Origin of the sequence: Streptomyces sp. DT2A-34 (genome assembly GCF_030499515.1) — a bacterium.
In the GTDB taxonomy this organism is placed as follows: Bacteria; Actinomycetota; Actinomycetes; order Streptomycetales; family Streptomycetaceae; genus Streptomyces.
Window position 1 is genome coordinate 5517976 of the sequence record NZ_JASTWJ010000001.1, and the last position, 15537, is coordinate 5533512.

A 15537-nucleotide genomic window follows, 5' to 3' on the forward strand; every position below is an offset into this window, starting at 1 on the left:
TGCCATGCCCCACACCCCTGCCCCTCCCGCCGAGGCCGGGGGCGGCGCCCCGCCGAGGTCGAACGCGGTGGTGGCGGTGCTGGCCTTCGCCGGGATCGTCGTCTCGCTGATGCAGACCCTGGTCATCCCGATCGTCCCGGAGCTGCCCCGGCTGCTCGACGCCCCGGCGTCGGACACCGCCTGGGCCGTCACGGCGACCCTGCTCGCCGCCGCCGTGGCCACGCCGGTGATGGGGCGGCTCGGGGACATGTACGGCAAGCGGCGGATGCTGCTGGTCAGCGTCGTGCTGCTGGTCAGCGGCTCCGTGGTCTGTGCCCTGAGCGAGTCGCTGGTCCTGATGATCGCCGGGCGGGTGCTCCAGGGGCTGGCCTCCGGCGTGATCCCTCTCGGCATCAGCATCATGCGGGACGAGCTCCCCGCCGAGCGCCTCGGCTCCGCCACCGCCCTGATGAGCGCCTCCCTCGGCATCGGCGGCGCGCTCGGCCTGCCCGCCGCCGCGCTCATCGCGGACAACTTCGACTGGCACGTCCTGTTCTGGACGTCGGCCGGTATGGGTGTCGTGGCGCTGGTGTGCGTGCTGCTGGTCGTGCCCGAGTCGAAGGTGCGCACGGGCGGACGGTTCGACCTGGTCGGCGGCACAGGCATGGCGGCCGGCCTGGTCTGCCTGCTCCTGGCCGTCTCCAAGGGTGCCGACTGGGGCTGGGGCAGTGGTACGACGCTGGGGCTGTTCGCCGCGGCCGCAGTCATCCTGTCGGCGTGGGGCTGGTGGGAGCTGCGGGTGGAGCAGCCGCTGGTCGACCTGCGGACCACGGCCCGCCGTCAGGTGCTGGTCACCAACCTGGCCTCGATCGCGGTCGGCTTCGCCATGTTCGCGATGAGCCTGGTCATCCCGCAGATCCTCCAGCTCCCCGCGCAGACGGGCTACGGCCTCGGCAAGTCGATGCTGGTCGCGGGCCTGTGCATGGCGCCGTCCGGCCTGGTGATGATGGCTACGGCGCCGGTGTCGGCCGCCGTCTCGCGGGCCAAGGGGCCCAAGGTCACGTTGATGGTGGGTGTGCTGATCGTCGCTGCCGGATACGGCCTCAACATCGTCCTGATGTCCGAGGTCTGGCACTTCATCCTCGTGGCCTGCGTCATCGGCGCCGGTGTCGGCTTCGGCTACGGCTCGATGCCCGCGCTGATCATGAGCGCCGTGCCTGCTTCGGAGACGGCCGCGGCGAACAGCCTCAACACGCTGATGCGCTCGCTCGGCACGTCCACCGCGAGTGCCGTCGCGGGCGTGATCCTTGCCCAGATGACGACGAACCTCGGTGGTTACGCCCTCCCGTCCGAGAACGCCTTCAGGGTGGTTCTGGCCGTGGGCGCCGGGGCGGCGCTGCTGGCGTTCGTGGTGGCGTCGTTCATCCCGAGGCAGCAGGGGGCTGCCGCCGCTGGGGAGCCGGTGACGGAGGGGGCGGTGGAACAGGTGGGGGCGACGGCGAAGTCGTAAGGGCGGACTGGCTCCTACAGGTTGCCCAGCGGCTCGATGTCGACCTTCACCGGTGTGCCCCACACGCGCAGGACCTCGTAGTCGGTGAACTCGTGCACGAGGCGGTAGGCCATGGCGGGGCGTGGGCCGCGGCGCTGGGCGGCGAGATACAGCTCGGCCTCGCGGCGGTCGCGGCGCGGGGTGCCGCACAGCTGCCACTCCTGGCCGTTCCACAGCTCCGGCAGCCAGCGCTGCTGGGGCTGGGGGCGGTCGCCGCGGACGCCGTAGCGGGAGGGAGCGGTGTGCTCGGGGGCGCGGGGGACGTCGGGGGCCGGGCCGTTGAACTCGGAGCGGCGGGCTGCTCGGCGGCGGGTCTCGCAGAGCAGGCAGAGGTCGGGGGCGGCGGTGTCGACCGGGCCGTTGGGGTGCTCCGGGCAGCGGGTGGTGGGGGCGGCGCCGGTGACGCTCTCGTCGAGGAGGTCGAGGGCGCGGCGGAGGTCGGCCTTGACCTCGTGGAGTTTGCCGTCCGGGGTGGTGGCGGTGAGGGACTCGCCGTGTTCGCCGAGGAGGCGGAGGGCTCGGCCGAGGGCGGTCAGCTGGGCGTGGTTCATGGGTTGGCTCCGGGGATTTTCGGGGGCCTGGTCAGGTGGTGCGGTAGACCTTCAGCATGCACATGGAGGGTTGGCTGCCTCCAACTGGGCCATGTGGCTGCTCGCCCCGGTCCGGGTGGGTGTCAGTCTGCGTAGTCCTTGAGTTCCTCGGTATCCAAGGTGAAGCCGAGAGGCTCGGGGAGTTTCACCGGGGTTCCCCAGGGGTGGGAGACAATCGGGCGCACTGTCCGTACGGGAGCTGCTTGGCCAGCGTTTTTACGGAGATGTCGGCGCCGTCGGGGAGGCGGTCGATGTAGGCGGCGATGGCGGCTTCGCGGGGTGGGAGGGCGGCGAAGTCGTGGTTTGTGCGGGGGTGTTGGTCGGGTGCCGACCGTTTCCCGTAACCCGGATCGGCCATCGGGTGCGGGGACGCGTGCGCGGACAGGAAGGCAGCACTAAAGCGAACCTCGCGATGTTGACGGCCAAGCGGTAGTCGACGAGGTCGCCCCCTCAACCATGACCGGATCCATCCAACTACTCACCCGCAAAGGCTCTACGCCAGCACAGAATTCGGTCGAAACTTTTCAGAGCTGGTTATTAGGGATGTTCAGGCCATTCGGTGACCTCTCACGTCCCACGCGATTGCAGGTGGTGGTCATCCGGCCGAGATCCACGGCAAGCGCTTGCACTGCCATTCGCTCACCGTCTGTCGCCTGGACAGGAAAGCGCAGGTCACCAGCGGCATTTTCAGGATGACGCATTGCCTTCCGCTGGCCGGATGGTGGGGTGTACCCCCGGGATGCCGCAGATCTAGCGTCAGGGCGCTTCCATTACTCGACCAACCGGAAGGGTTGTGGTCTTCATGGCCATCACTGGGCTCATGGTCCTCGACGGCAGGGACGCCTTCGCCCCACGCGGCTGGACCAAGATCAACAAGGACTTGAACGCCGGCGCCGGAGGCGACTTCCTGTACTTCGCCTACGAGACCGACACCGTCCACTCGCCCATCACGAACGTCATGTTCGTCAGTAACCTCTCTGACGTTCCCGGAAACTACGACGCGATTCCCGTGGACCTCAACAAGGGGGCCGGCGGCGAGTACATCTACGCGGCCTACACGTACGACCCCGAGGAAGGGGCGCCGATCCACGCGCTCGACGTGCTCCTGACCACGGACCCGAGTGACGAGCCGCCCAAGCCGTGGCACCGGTTCGACAAGGACCTCAACGCCGGGGCCGGCGGGAAGTACGCATACCTGCTCTACCTGGCGATCTGACCAGGGCCGCCTGAGCAGGGACCGGCCGTGCCCGAAAGCGCAGCCTGAGGGCACGGTAATTCTTCGTTCGGCAGTAGGCGTTACTTCAGCCTGCGGGTGGTGGCGCGGCCGCCTTCAAGGTGTGCCGCAGGCGTTCTCGGACTTCGTCGAGGCAGCGGCCCGCGGCTCGCTCTGACGCATACAGCGGCACAAAACAGCGAGGCGCCCGGCTGGGAACTCCGGCCGGGCGCCTCCACTGCTTCCCCTGGCGGGAGCTGGTCCACCGAGGCGATCGCCGTCTCGCGGGCGGCCGTCTCCGTGCCGTCGGCGAGTGTGGCGGTCACGCGGTAGTACGTGGTCGTGCCCTTGGGCACGGTGGTGTCCACGTACGACCAACCGGTGCTGTCACCGCGCGTCTGGACGTCAACTTTGTCGAAGACGTGGGTCGACCGGTTCCAGCGGTAGACGGTGAAGCCGGTCACCTTGCTGCCGTTGGCGCCCGTATCGCTGCCCAGCCACCAGCGGACCGAGCCGTACCCGTCGCCGTTGAGGTGGCCGAGCGGGTTGTCGCCCACGGCCGGGTCGGCGTCGACGGCGGGGCGCAGGTCGAGCTCGGTGACGTCCTGGAGGGAGGCGCCGGTCTCGGGGGTGAGCTGGTTGCCGTACTGGTCGACGGCGACGACGCTGTAGCGGACCTGCTCGCCATCGGCGACCGCAAGGTCGAGGTAGTGGGTCTCCGCCAACTCCCGGGGCCCGAGGGTCCAGCCGTCGATGATCGGCTTGTAGACCCACTCGCCGTCGACGAGGGTGCCCCGGATGATGCGGTAGTGGTCGAGACCGGGGTCGTCACTGGCGTCCCAGCTCAGCGAGACGCCGTTCTCCCGGGCGGTGGCGGTCAGGCCCGTCACCGGGGGCGGCGGGGTGCTGTTCCCCGCGACGGCGACCGGCATCTCGACAGAGGGGGTGCCCCCGTTGCCCGCGTCGTCCACAGCTATGACCGTGTAGTAGTACGTGGCGCCCGGCGGCGGGGCCGCCTCCGTGAAGGACGTGCCCTGGATGCCCTTGGCGACCTCCACGACCGTGCGTCCGCTCTCCGTGCGCGGCTTGTTGCAGCGCAGGACCGTGTACCCGACGAAGTCCTCGCTGGTGGCCTCCGACTTGCCCCAGGTCAGCGTGACCCCGCGCTCGTCCTCGACCGCCGTCGCGTTGTGCGCGGTGTCCACGGGGCCCGTCTTGTCGCGCGTGTAGAACTCCGCCGTGCCGGAGGCAGCCGACTCGTTGCCGTGCGTGTCGACCGCCGTGACGACGTAGTAGTACGTGTCCCCGGTCTGCGGCAGCGGCTGCTCGAACCAGGTGCCGCTGAGCGGCGTGTCGCCGTTCTGCCGGTTCACCGCGGTGAGCGCGACCGGCCTGCCGGCGGTGGAGCGGTACACGTTGTACCCTGCGAGGTCCGCCTCGGTGTTCGCGTACCAGGAGAGGCCGACCTTCTCGGAGTAGTCGGGCTTCCAGGCGCCGTCGAGCCCCGTCGGCGCCGCGGGAGCGCTCTTGTCGACGGTGGTGACGGCCTTGTCCGCCGTACCCGCGGACTCGTTGCCCGCCTTGTCGTAGGCGCGGACCTCGTATATTCGGGCACGCTAGACGACCATCACTGTGCGTGGCAAGCCGAACGCTCCAAGTCAACTCGCGGGGTGGGAGGGCGGGTTGGGGCCCTCCAGTCATTCCTTGCAAAGAGGGCTCGGGGCTGGACGCTTGAGCTTCGGGGCCGTCGAATCGGTGCGTCAGCCCATGCTCTTCGCGCCGTCCAGGGACTCGCGGATGATGTCGGCGTGGCCCGCGTGCTGGGCGGTCTCGGTGGCGATGTGCAGCAGCACCCTGCGGGCCGACCATCGAGCCTCGGGCTCGAACCACGGGGCCTTGGGCAGCGGGTGTGCGGCGTTCAGGTCGGGGAGGGACGCGACCAACTCGTCCGTCCGGCGGGCCACTTCCTCGTACTCGGCCAGCACGCCGGCCAGTGTCTCGCCGGGCAGCATCCGGAACTCGTCGGCGCGCTTCGCGAAGTCGGCCTCGGTCATGGCGGTGAAGTCGGGCATCGCCGACGGGCCGTCCAGGATGAAGTCCGCCCAGTGCCGCTCCACCGAGGTGACGTGTTTGATCAGGCCGCCCAGACACAGTTCGCTGACGGTCGTGCGCTGACCGGCCTGCTCGTCGGTGAGGTCGCGGGTGGTAAAGCGGAGGAAGTGGCGGTGCTTGGCCAGTGCTTCGAGGAGGTCGGCGCGCTCGTCGGTGACGGTGTCGGTGACGGTGTTGTGCTTGGTCTCAGTCATGAGGGTCACGCTAGGAGCCAATGAGGTCAGATCCTGTCCTCATTGACACGTGCAAGGTCTTCTTCGGCGGGAAGGTGTGACTACGGTGGCCCGTGTGACCGACCTCAGCTACTGGACGCTCCCACCCGACCGCATGGTGCGCGGCTCCATGGGCCACTGCAACATCACCGTCCTCCTCCCGCCGTTCGACGTGGACGCCCGCGCACTTCCCGCCAACGACCCTTCCCGGGCCGCGGAGTTCGCCGCGTCGTTCGGAACCGTCGACGAGGTCCTGGAGGAGATCGGGCCCAGGTCCGTCCTCGAAGTGCCCTACCCGGACACGCGGGCCGGCCTGGACGTCGTCCAGGCCGCGGCATGGGGGCATGTCCTCGGCTTCAGCGACCCGGCGTTGGCCGACGACGGCAACGACACGCCTCTCCTCACGGAGGCCCGTACGCTGCGCGAGCGCTACCCGGACGCCCGCATCGTCGGCCGCGTCGACTTCTCCACCGGGATGACCCACACCGAGGACCTCGTCTGGCTGCCCGACGGCGCCCTGTTCCACGCCACCGGCTGGTGCGGGGACGAGCCCTTCGAGGTGACCGGCGACCCGGGCGCCATCGCCGCCGCCCTCGGTGTCAGCGCCGAGGCGTTGGAAGAGCTCGGCGTGCACGAGGAGGACCCGGCCGATGTCGCATGGGCCGACTTCGCCGCGCTGGCCCTGGGCGAGGCCGACCCATGGGGGTGGGGGCGGATTCAGACCACGGCCTTCCGCGCGCGGCACAGCGAGTTCGCCACGTCCAGGATGGAAGAGCTGTACTTCACCGGCCCCGCTTGAGGTCTTCGACGAAGGCCGACCACGCCGGGGCTTGGAACACGAGCTTCGGGCCGTGGGGGTTCTTGGAGTCGCGGACGGGGACGAGGGCGGGGTGGCCGTCGGCTACTTCGAGGCAGTCGTTGCCGCCACCGCCGCTGTACGTCGACTTGCGCCAGCGGGCGACTTCCAGGCAGTTGTCGCCGCCGCCACCGCTGTAGCTCGACTTGTACCAGGTGGCCGTGCTCAGGTCGTAGTCAGGGATGTTCCTCATGGGTGTAATCCTGCGCCAACGCCTCGATCAAGGCTAGGGACTTCTCCGGCGAGAGCGCGGAGGCTGTGAGGAACTCGAAGGTAAGCCTCAGGCGGGCGACGGTGGCCGGGTCGTCCTCCAGCCGTCCGGTGTTGGGTCCTTCGAAGTAGACCAGTGGAGGGGCGTCCTCGAAGTCCATCAGCTTCAGCGAGCCGTCCATTGCCTTGTGCGCTCCCGCGCTGAAGGGCAGCACCTGCACGATGACCCGGTTCCGGCGGATCAGGCCCGCGATGTGGCGCAGCGCCTCCGCCATGACCGCCCGGCCGCCGGTCTGCCGGCGCAACGCCGCTTCGTCAAGCACCGTCCACAACAACGGCTTTGTTGGATGGTCGAGCAGGCGGGTCCGCTCCATCCGGCCCGCCACCCACTCGTCGATGGTCTCCTCTGGTGCGGTCGGGTCGTACGCGCGGTTCACAGCCCGTGCGTATGCGGGCGTCTGGAGCAGCCCAGGGATCAGCAGCGGCGCGTAGTGGCGGATCGCCGTGGCCAGTGCCTCCGCCTCCGCCGCCTCGGCGAACTGCTCGTGATAGCGGGACTTGGCCGACGCCTTGCAGTTCCGCTGGAAGAAATCCCCCGTCCCCAGCTCCTCGTCCAACACCTTGGCGTGTTCCGGCTGTATCCGCCGCGTACCCGCCTCCAGCTGCCCGACGAACGAGCCGCTGGCGAACAGCAGCAGTCCCAGCTTCTCCTGACTGAGCCCGGCCTTCTCACGCGCGTGCCGCAACTCGGCGCCCAGTAGTGCGCGCGGCGATGACGACGGGTCGAGGTCCTTCGGTCCTGGCATGTGCAACTCCCGGTCCACCAGGCGACGTTGTTGGCGTGCCACGTATGGCCAGATTAGGCACACAGTCGCCACGCTGTGTTGTGAATCGCAAACTCAGCGTGGACATGGAGGCAAGTGTGCGGTCGACCGAAGAAGTCGTGGCGTCTCTGCGGGAGGCCCTCGTGGGCGCCGGTGTCGTCCTGCCGTCCCTGTGCGTGGATCCGGTGACCGGCGCCAGTGACGAGCCGTTCCCGCTCGTCGACCTCGGGCGCTGCAATGTCCGTGTCGCAGAGAAGCTGGCCTCCGTGGTGCGCGGGGAGCGGCCCGCCGTCGGCAGTCATGCCGTGGATGTGCGGGACGGGCGTATCGGCGAGGTCAGGGGACACGTGGGCGGCAAGGTGCAGTTGCGGCCCGTCGGGGGTGGGCGGGAGTGGGACTGTCCGCCGGATGCGGTGGGGCCCGCGCCGCGGGGGGAGGTCCTGCGGGAGCAGGTGAGGTGCGTCAATCAGGAGGGGCGGTTGCCCTGTTGAGGGCGCTCTCGGGTGGAGGGCCGGCCGACACCCTCCACCCGTTCCTCGAGAGGTGGGTGCCGCCTGCGGTTCAGCCGAGCTTGGCCGCCTGGGCCTCGATCACGGCGGTGGGCTGCTCGAACGTGTCGCCCCGGGTGACCGCCGCGATGTTGAAGGACGAGAAGCCCGCGAGCGTGGTGCCCTGCTTGAAGACGACGACCTTGGTCTCGGCGGGGGTGCCGTCCTGCTTCGTCGCCACCGTCCAGGCGACGGCGTCCTCGCCGGCCGAGAGCTTCTCCTCGCTGACCTTGGTGACCTGCTGCTTCTCCCCGTCGATCGTCATGGAGAAGCCCCCGGCGCACTTCTTGCCGGCCTCCCGCAGCGCGGCGAGGGCCTGCTCGGCGCCGTCGGCCTCGTAGGACCAGAGGGACGTCATCGTCTTGGTGATGTCGAGCGTGGCGAGGGTCGCGGCCTCGGCCTCCTCCTCCGTCATCTTCGCGAGTTCCTCCACCGACGGCATCTCCTGCTCGGCAGCGTCGGGCTCCTGGACCACGAGCCGCTGTACGCTCGCCGCCGGCTTGCCCGCGGGCAGGGCCGACAGCACCTGGCCGACGGCCTCGCACTCGGCCTTGTCGACGGAGACGGCACCGGGCTCGAAGACGTCCTCCTTCCCCGGCACCGTGATCTCGTGGCCCTTCACATCGCCCTTGGCGACCACGAGCTTCTCCAGCTCGGCGGCGGTGAGCGCCTTCGCCACCGGCCGCTCGGACTTGGTGCCGCCCTTCGCCTCGCCCTCCTCACCGCCACCGCAGGCGGTGACCAGCAGCGCGAGGGAGACCGCGGAGGCGGTCAGGACGGTACGACGAATGGCAGTGGCCGACATGGTGCTTCTCCTGTGCTCAACGCCCTGCGCCCGGTTGCGGCGCAGGATTCACGGAGGCAAGACCAGCGTGACCGGGGGAGGGTTGTGCACGACGTACGGGGTTTCTGTGATCAGCAGGTTCGGCAGGTGAGGGAGGTTCAGGAGGTCTTCGACAGGGCCGTCAGGCGGTCGTACTGGTCCCGGCTGAGGCGCACGTCGTCCGCCCCGAGGTTCTCCTCCAGGTGTGTGACGCTCGTCGTCCCCGGGATCGGGAGGATCACCGGGGAGTGGGCGAGGAGCCAGGCCAGCACGGTCTGCGTCGGAGTCGCGTCGAGTTCCTTCGCCACCGCGGCGATCTCCGACCTGGCCCCCGAGGTCCCCGCCGCCACCGGCCGCCACGGCAGGAACGCGACGCCCGCCGCCTCGCAGGCCTTCAGTACGGGTTCGTGCTCGCGGTCGAGGAGGTTGTAGCGGTTCTGGACGCTCGCGATGTCGACGACGGTCCGGGCCTCGGCGAGCTCGGCGGCCGTGACCTCGGACAGGCCGATATGGCCCACCTTGCCCTCGTCGCGCAGGTCGCGGAGGGCGCCGAGCTGGTCGGGGAGGGGTACGGCCGGGTCGAGGCGGTGGAGTTGGAGCAGTTCGATGCGGTCGAGGCGGAGGCGGCGCAGGGCCTCGTCGACCTGGGCGCGGAGGTCGGCGGGTTCGCCCGCGTGCCGCCAGCCCTCGCCGGACGTGGTCCGGCGGATACCGACCTTCGTGGCGATCAGGACGTCGGCGGGGTACGGGTGCAGCGCCTCGGCCAGCAGATCCTCGTTCGCTCCCCAGCCGTACATGTGCGCCGTGTCGATCAGTGTGACGCCCAGTTCGACGGCGCGCCGGGCGACCGCGAGGCAGGCGGCGCGGGCCTCGGCGGTGTCCGGCCGTAGGTGCATCGCGCCGAATCCGAGTCGCCGTACTTGCAGGTCGCCGCCGATGCGGAATGTCGTCGGAGCCGTCATGTGGCCACGTTAACAGGGGAGTTGGCGGCATGGCTGTGCCTGAGAAGTGGCTGAGGAGGCCCGCCCCATCGGCGAAAAGGTCAGGTAGCCGCCGCGAGGGCGGTGCGCAGGTGGCCGCCGGTCTCCTCCAGGAGGCGGGCGGCCGTGGGCCCGTCCACATCGCCCAGCAGGATCAGGATCGCCGTCTTCACCTCGCCGCCCGCCTCGGTCAGGGCCCGCTCGATGTCGGCGTCGTCAGCGCCCGTGGCCAGCGCGACGATACGGCGGGAGCGGGCCCTCAGCTTGTCGTTGGAGGCGCGGACGTCGACCATCAGGTTCCCGTACGTCTTGCCCAGGCGGATCATCGTGATCGTCGACAGCATGTTGAGGACCAGCTTCTGGGCCGTTCCCGCCTTCAGGCGCGTCGAGCCGGTCAGCAGCTCCGGGCCCACGACGATCTCGACGCCGTGCTCGGCGGCCGCCGCCAGCGCGCTGTCCGGGTTGCAGGACAGGCCGATCGTCAACGCGCCCCGGGCACGGGCGTGTTCGACCGCGCCGATCGCGTACGGGGTGCGCCCGGAGGCCGAGATGCCGACCACCGTGTCGGTGGCCGTGAGCGCGAGGGCGTCGAGGTCGGCGCGGGCCAGCTCCTTGGAGTCCTCGGCGCCCTCGACCGAGGTGACCATCGCTGCCGGGCCGCCCGCGATGAGCCCGACGACCTGGGTGGGGTCGGTGTTGAAGGTGGGCGGGCATTCGGAGGCGTCGAGCACGCCGAGGCGGCCGGCCGTGCCCGCGCCGGCGTAGACGAGACGGCCGCCGAGGGCCATCCGGTCGGCGATGGCATCGATGGCGGCGGCGATCTGCGGGAGGCGCGACGCGACGGCGGCGGGTACGGAAGTGTCTTCGCCGTTCATGAGGCGGGCGATGTCGAGGGTGGGGAGCTGATCGATCTCGGCGAGCTCGGGGCGGAAGGCCTCGGTGGTCAGGGAGTCCAACTCGGCGCGGAGATCACGGGCGTTGGATGCAGAGGTCATGAGGGGAGCGGCTCTTTCCGGTTTCCGGTGTGTCTATCGACGATGCCGATGCGCCAGTGCCTCGTAAGAGGCAGCCAACGCCGGTGCCGCCGTCTCGTACGTCCGCTGAGCGACCCCCACGAACAGGCAGTCCACCACCAGCAGCTGACTGGTCCGGGACGACATCGCCGCCGGTCGCAGCTCGCTCTCCCGCGCCGTGGACGTCGTAAGGATGTGATCGGCGTACTGGGTGACGGGCCCGTCCGGGCGCCCCGTGATCGCGACGGTAGTCGCCCCGTGCTCGAAAGCCACCCGCAGCGGCTCGATGACATCGCCCGTCGACCCGGAATGCGTAATGGCGATCGCCACGTCACCCGCACGGAGCTGCACGGCGTTCGTCACGGCGAGGTGCGGATCGCTGTGCGCGTGGGCTATCAGCCCTATGCGCAGGAGCTTCTGCGTGAGGTCCTGCGCGACCAGCCCGGACGCCCCGACGCCGTACACGTCGATACGGCGGGCCGTGGCGGCGGCCGACACCGCCGCTCCCAGCTGGGCCGTGTCGAGGCCGGCGGCCGTGTCGGCGAGGGTCTGCTGCTCGTCGTGGGCGAGTTTCGCCACCACGTCGGCGATGGGGTCGTCCACCGCGATGTCGGTCGTTATGGCGGGGGCGCGGCCCGACTGCTGCTGGGCGGCGAGGCCGGCGAGGGCGAGGCGCAGGTCGCGGTAGCCGGGGTAGCCGAGGAGGCGGGCGGTGCGTACGACCGTGGCCTCGCTGGTGCCGGTGAGTTCGGCGAGGCCGGTGACCGTGAGGGCCGCGCAGCCCGCCGGGTCGCCCGCGACCGCTTCGGCGACGCGCTGCATGGAGCGGGTCATCGACGGGGCGAGTGTGCGCACCTTGGCGGCGAGGGCGGCGGGGGCGGGCGGGGGGCCTCCGGGGCCCGATCCGGTTCCTCCCGACCCGGCGCCTCCTCTGCCACTGCGGCCGCCGTCGAAACTTTCCTTCACTTTCTGGGTCACGTGTGAAAGATATTTTCGGCTCGGCGTCTCGGTCAAGAGTGCGCACAATAGGTCCATGGAACCCATCAGTCCGCTGGAGCAGGCGCTGCACGCCGCCCGCGCCCTCGTGCTCGCCGACCTGGTCGCGGGCAGGGTCGCCGAGGCGGACGTCGTGTCGTTGGTCGAGGAGTCGGTCGTACAGCGGCGCTGGTGGGTGGAGCAGTGGCCGGAGGGCGCGGCGTATGTGGCGGGGCTGGTCGCCCAGGACGTACAGGACGCGCTGCTGGAGCGGCACGGGCGCTGGCCGCTGTGCCCGGTGTGCGGCACCGGTGACCCGCATGCGCTGGACGTCGAGCCGGAGTTGGGGCCCGATCCGCACTGGGTGTGCCACCAGGCGGGGGTGAAGGTCGCGGCGGTCGGAGCGCTGGGGTTGGCCGGCCCCGGCGGGGTGCCGTCCTCGTGAGGCGCGTGACGCCGTGACGATCTATATAGACCCGCCGACCTGGCCGGGGCACGGGCGGATGTGGTCGCACCTCGTGAGCGACGTGTCGTACGACGAACTGCACGCCTTCGCCGAGGAGTTGGGCGTGCCGCGGCGCGCCTTCGAGCGGGATCACTACGACATCCCCTCGCATCGGTACGCCGATGTGGTGCGCGCGGGTGCCGTGGAGGTCAGCAGTCGTGAGGTGGTGCGGTTGCTGACGGCGGCGGGGTTGCGGAGGCCGAAGGGGCGGGCGATCGGCTAGCGCCCCCTCGGCCTCGGCTGCGGCGCTCCCGGCTAGGCGAACTGGCCGGGCTGGTAGCTGCCCGCGGGCTGCTGGATGAGGACGTTCATCCGGTTGAAGGCGTTGATGAGGGCGATCAGGGCCACGAGGGCGGCGAGCTGCTCCTCGTCGTAGTGCTTGGCGGCGTTCTCCCAGGCCTCGTCCGAGACCCCGCCGGCCGCGTCCGCGATGCGGGTGCCCTGCTCCGTCAGCTCCAGGGCGGCGCGCTCGGCCTCGGTGAAGACGGTGGCCTCCCGCCACGCGGCGACCAGGTTGAGGCGCAGCCAGTCCTCACCGGCGGCGACGGCGTCCTTGCTGTGCATGTCGGTGCAGAAGCCGCAGCCGTTGATCTGGCTGGCGCGGAGCGTCACCAGGTGCTGGGTCGCGAGGGGAAGCGGCGAGTCCTGCACCACCTTCCCCGCCGAGACGATGTGCTTCACGAACTTGCCCATGGTCGGAATCTCGAAGGCGTTCAGACGGGCGCTCATAGCCAACTCCTCTGCCGTTTCGGTGGTTACACAGCCATGACGGAACGGCGAGGCGCGATGTGACGTGAGCGAATGTGGCGTGGGTCACCCCTTGCTGTGCTCACCGTGCTCGGCTCGTCGCATGGGGTACCAGATGTCTCCGGTCGGCTGAGGTGGGTCGGACAGGTTCCAGCTCCACGAGAGCGTCGGCGTGATGCGCAGATAGTGACCGGGACCCACCATGCCGACCCGCTCCACGGGGCCGTCCGCGACGCCGTACACCCGGACGCCACGGGCGACGAAGGGCTCGATGGAGAGCAGGTCGTCCACGACGAAGGCCACCTTGTCGCGGCCGTGCGCGACATTGCGGAACTTACGGGTGCCGAGCACCTCCGCGCCGGGGCCGCCGACCCAGAAGTGGTTCCCGTCGAACTCCAGGGCCACCGGGACCACGTCGGGCTGCTCGTCCGCGCAGAGGCTGGCGAGGCGGGCGAGCGGGTTCGTGGTGAGGTAGGCGATCTCCTCGTCGGTGAACGACATGGCGGCTCCCTACGGCGTTCCCTACGGCGGTGAGGGTCGGCTCGCCCCTCACTCCCCCCAGGCTAGGCCGCCTGCCGCCGTCCCCTGCGGACGTAGAGCTGGAGCGTCCCGTCCATGTCGTGGCCCTCCTGCCCCTCCCGTGCCGCCCGCTCCTCCTCGGCCGTCGCCCGTACATACCCGGCACGGGTGGCCACGCCCTGCGACGGGAGGTTGTCGGCTTCGACGGTGGCGCGGAGGAGTCGTACGTCGTCCCTGGCCAGGGCCCACTCGGACAGGGCGTCCAGGGCTTCGCTCGCGTAGCCGCGGCCGCGGGCGCCCTCCACGAGGTCGTAGCCGACCTCCGCCCGGCCCTCCTCGTCGGGGGCGCCGTGGAAGCCCATGCCGCCGACCGCGAGGTCGTCCTCCTTGCGGACGAGGACGAACAGGCCGAACTCGGGACGGTGCACGCCCGCCTCGTAGGCCTTCAGCGTCACCCCGGCCGCCTCCCTCGTCCCCTCGAAGGGGCCGCCCACGACCCAGGTGAACCCGCCGTCGCCGCCCGCGCTCAGGTCGGCGGCGGCCGCGGGGGTGACGCCTTGCAGGGTGAGGCGGTCGGTGGGGAGGACGAGGTTGTTGTGCCAGCGCCACTCGGTGACCGGGGCGCGGCCGGGCAGGTCGCCGCGGCCGGTGGCCCACAGCAGGGTGCGCCAGTGGTCGGAGCCGGGCTGGACGTGCGGGAAGATCCGGGTGAGGACGAACTCGGGTAGTTCGGCGGGCGGTTCGTACGGCAGGCCCAGGCCCTCGGCGATGTCGTGCGTGTGGAGGAGGACCTCCGCGATGCCCATCGCGGCGAAGCCCTCGCGGTTCGCGCTGCGGAAGGGGTACGGGTGGAAGGCGCGGACCTCGGGGGGTGTGGTGCGGATGGTGGCGGCGAAGAGGGCGCCGGTCGTCTCGATGACCTGGACCAGGCCGTGGTTGTCGGTGCCGTCGTCGAGGGTGATCTCGAAGGGGATGTAGTCGTCCTGGGCGCGGCCCGCCAACTGGCCCGCGTACGCGATGAGATCCTCGGCGATGTGGAACGCCGTCTTGTGGCAGTCCCACTCCAGCCGTCCGGCACCGACGGCCGTCCAGTCCCGGTCCGCCGCCGTTCGCAGCAGTGCCCCGCAGCTCGCCACGGCCTGTCGTACGCGTTCCCCGCTGATGTCTCGCATGCCGTGCAGGCTACGGCGGCGGGTTGGTCAGAGCGACAGCATTTCCAGCTCGGAGGAGAGGTTGTAGCGGGCGGTGGCCTCCCACTTCTCCTTGCCGTACGGCGTGCTGAACAGGTCTGGCAGAGCGAGGAGTTGGCGCAGGATCGCGGCGCGGCCCTCGCGGAAGGCGTCGTTCGGGACGAAGTGGTACTCCTCGCGGACGGCGGCCGTGTAGGCGGCGTACCCGGAGGGCGGGGCGGCGAGGATCGCGAGGTCCGCGTCGCAGAGGACCTGGCCGTCGCGGTCGTCCGGTGCCGGGGCGTGGGTGGTGGTGAGGCGGACCAGGCGGGCCACCTCGGCGGTCCGCTCCGCGGGGACGCCGGCTTCCGGGAGGGCGCGTTCGGCGAGGCGGGCGGAGCGCTCCTCGTTCTCCGAGCGGTCGGGGAGGTACACGGCGTCGTGGAACCAGGCGGCGAGGCGCACGACGTCCGGGTCGTCGGCGTGGTCGGCCAGCTCGTCGATGTGGTCGAGGACCGCGGTGAGGTGGGTGAGCGTGTGGTAGTGGCGCTGCGGTTCCTGCCAGCGGGTGAGGAGGTTGTCGGCGTACGGGGTCGGGTCGGGGGTGGTGGCGGGGGCGCGGGTTGCGTCGAGGGCTCGGGCGAAGCGGGCGCGGAGGGTGTCGAGATCGGCCATGGCGTCATTGTGGCGGGTGTGTCGGCGATCTCCCGGGC

The 15537-nt window shown here is 70.6% G+C and carries 19 protein-coding genes and 1 pseudogene; 6 read left to right on the forward strand and 14 right to left on the reverse strand.

What is annotated here, in order from left to right; translation table 11 throughout:
- Window positions 1-4: 4 nt before the first annotated feature.
- Window positions 5-1489, forward strand: a complete 1485-nt coding sequence (locus QQM39_RS24605) for an MFS transporter (protein WP_301999696.1) — start codon at window positions 5-7, stop codon at window positions 1487-1489.
- Window positions 1490-1503: 14 nt separating this feature from the next.
- Here the strand turns inward: QQM39_RS24605 and QQM39_RS24610 are convergent, their stop codons facing one another.
- Together QQM39_RS24610 and QQM39_RS24615 are read right to left on the reverse strand one after the other, a co-directional pair.
- Window positions 1504-2079: a hypothetical protein gene (locus tag QQM39_RS24610; protein ID WP_301999697.1), complete on the reverse strand. Its 576-nt coding sequence runs from the start codon at window positions 2077-2079 to the stop codon at window positions 1504-1506.
- A gap of 217 nt (window positions 2080-2296) precedes the next feature.
- Window positions 2297-2476, reverse strand: a pseudogene (locus QQM39_RS24615) (hypothetical protein); the annotation flags it as partial.
- A 444-nt stretch (window positions 2477-2920) separates the two neighbouring features.
- On the opposite strand from QQM39_RS24615, the gene QQM39_RS24620 reads away from it, so the two are divergent.
- Window positions 2921-3334, forward strand: coding sequence for a hypothetical protein (locus QQM39_RS24620; protein WP_301999698.1), 414 nt, complete (start codon window positions 2921-2923; stop codon window positions 3332-3334).
- An 80-nt stretch (window positions 3335-3414) separates the two neighbouring features.
- Here QQM39_RS24620 and QQM39_RS24625 read toward each other — a convergent pair whose 3' ends face one another.
- Both QQM39_RS24625 and QQM39_RS24630 read right to left on the reverse strand, forming a co-directional pair.
- Window positions 3415-4746, reverse strand: a complete 1332-nt coding sequence (locus tag QQM39_RS24625) for a fibronectin type III domain-containing protein (protein WP_301999699.1) — start codon at window positions 4744-4746, stop codon at window positions 3415-3417.
- A gap of 345 nt (window positions 4747-5091) precedes the next feature.
- The gene (locus QQM39_RS24630) at window positions 5092-5637 is read right to left on the reverse strand and encodes a DinB family protein (protein ID WP_301999700.1); all 546 of its coding nucleotides are present in this window, start codon (window positions 5635-5637) and stop codon (window positions 5092-5094) included.
- Window positions 5638-5731: 94 nt separating this feature from the next.
- Here QQM39_RS24630 and QQM39_RS24635 point away from each other — a divergent pair, with 94 nt between their 5' ends.
- On the forward strand, window positions 5732-6454 hold the full coding sequence (locus QQM39_RS24635) for a DUF6333 family protein (RefSeq protein WP_301999701.1): 723 nt from the start codon (window positions 5732-5734) through the stop codon (window positions 6452-6454).
- On the opposite strand, the gene QQM39_RS24640 is transcribed toward QQM39_RS24635, so the two are convergent.
- Both QQM39_RS24640 and QQM39_RS24645 read right to left on the reverse strand, forming a co-directional pair.
- Window positions 6438-6704 (reverse strand): DUF397 domain-containing protein, encoded by a 267-nt coding sequence (locus QQM39_RS24640; RefSeq protein WP_301999702.1) that lies wholly within the window; start codon window positions 6702-6704, stop codon window positions 6438-6440. The two genes, QQM39_RS24635 and QQM39_RS24640, sit on opposite strands and share 17 nt — an antisense overlap.
- Window positions 6688-7527 (reverse strand): helix-turn-helix transcriptional regulator, encoded by an 840-nt coding sequence (locus QQM39_RS24645; RefSeq protein WP_301999703.1) that lies wholly within the window; start codon window positions 7525-7527, stop codon window positions 6688-6690. The genes QQM39_RS24640 and QQM39_RS24645 overlap by 17 nt, the downstream gene beginning before the upstream one ends.
- A gap of 116 nt (window positions 7528-7643) precedes the next feature.
- On the opposite strand from QQM39_RS24645, the gene QQM39_RS24650 reads away from it, so the two are divergent.
- Window positions 7644-8036, forward strand: coding sequence for a hypothetical protein (locus QQM39_RS24650; protein ID WP_301999704.1), 393 nt, complete (start codon window positions 7644-7646; stop codon window positions 8034-8036).
- 70 nt (window positions 8037-8106) lie between these two features.
- Here QQM39_RS24650 and QQM39_RS24655 read toward each other — a convergent pair whose 3' ends face one another.
- The 4 genes from QQM39_RS24655 to QQM39_RS24670 all read right to left on the reverse strand — a co-directional run bounded on the left by QQM39_RS24655 (window position 8107) and on the right by QQM39_RS24670 (window position 11953).
- Window positions 8107-8898, reverse strand: coding sequence for a hypothetical protein (locus QQM39_RS24655; protein WP_301999705.1), 792 nt, complete (start codon window positions 8896-8898; stop codon window positions 8107-8109).
- Window positions 8899-9035: 137 nt separating this feature from the next.
- A complete protein-coding gene (locus QQM39_RS24660) occupies window positions 9036-9878 on the reverse strand; it encodes an aldo/keto reductase (RefSeq protein WP_301999706.1) in 843 nt (280 codons plus the stop codon).
- A gap of 80 nt (window positions 9879-9958) precedes the next feature.
- Complete coding sequence (gene murQ / locus QQM39_RS24665) at window positions 9959-10891, reverse strand: N-acetylmuramic acid 6-phosphate etherase (RefSeq protein ID WP_301999707.1); 933 nt, start codon at window positions 10889-10891, stop codon at window positions 9959-9961.
- A 33-nt stretch (window positions 10892-10924) separates the two neighbouring features.
- Window positions 10925-11953, reverse strand: a complete 1029-nt coding sequence (locus tag QQM39_RS24670) for a MurR/RpiR family transcriptional regulator (protein ID WP_301999708.1) — start codon at window positions 11951-11953, stop codon at window positions 10925-10927.
- Here QQM39_RS24670 and QQM39_RS24675 point away from each other — a divergent pair.
- Together QQM39_RS24675 and QQM39_RS24680 are read left to right on the forward strand one after the other, a co-directional pair.
- Window positions 11943-12329: a hypothetical protein gene (locus QQM39_RS24675; RefSeq protein ID WP_301999709.1), complete on the forward strand. Its 387-nt coding sequence runs from the start codon at window positions 11943-11945 to the stop codon at window positions 12327-12329. The genes QQM39_RS24670 and QQM39_RS24675 overlap by 11 nt on opposite strands.
- A gap of 13 nt (window positions 12330-12342) precedes the next feature.
- Window positions 12343-12612: a DUF4031 domain-containing protein gene (locus tag QQM39_RS24680; protein WP_301999710.1), complete on the forward strand. Its 270-nt coding sequence runs from the start codon at window positions 12343-12345 to the stop codon at window positions 12610-12612.
- A 32-nt stretch (window positions 12613-12644) separates the two neighbouring features.
- On the opposite strand, the gene QQM39_RS24685 is transcribed toward QQM39_RS24680, so the two are convergent.
- The 4 genes from QQM39_RS24685 to QQM39_RS24700 form a co-directional block, all read right to left on the reverse strand.
- Window positions 12645-13118 carry a carboxymuconolactone decarboxylase family protein gene (locus tag QQM39_RS24685; RefSeq protein WP_301999711.1) on the reverse strand — a complete coding sequence of 158 codons (474 nt, stop codon included), beginning with the start codon at window positions 13116-13118 and terminating at the stop codon, window positions 12645-12647.
- Between the two features lie 84 nt (window positions 13119-13202).
- Window positions 13203-13637, reverse strand: coding sequence for a PPOX class F420-dependent oxidoreductase (locus QQM39_RS24690; RefSeq protein ID WP_301999712.1), 435 nt, complete (start codon window positions 13635-13637; stop codon window positions 13203-13205).
- Between the two features lie 62 nt (window positions 13638-13699).
- Window positions 13700-14827: a GNAT family N-acetyltransferase gene (locus QQM39_RS24695; protein ID WP_301999713.1), complete on the reverse strand. Its 1128-nt coding sequence runs from the start codon at window positions 14825-14827 to the stop codon at window positions 13700-13702.
- A gap of 27 nt (window positions 14828-14854) precedes the next feature.
- Complete coding sequence (locus tag QQM39_RS24700; RefSeq protein WP_301999714.1) at window positions 14855-15499, reverse strand: HD domain-containing protein; 645 nt, start codon at window positions 15497-15499, stop codon at window positions 14855-14857.
- Window positions 15500-15537: the final 38 nt, after the last annotated feature.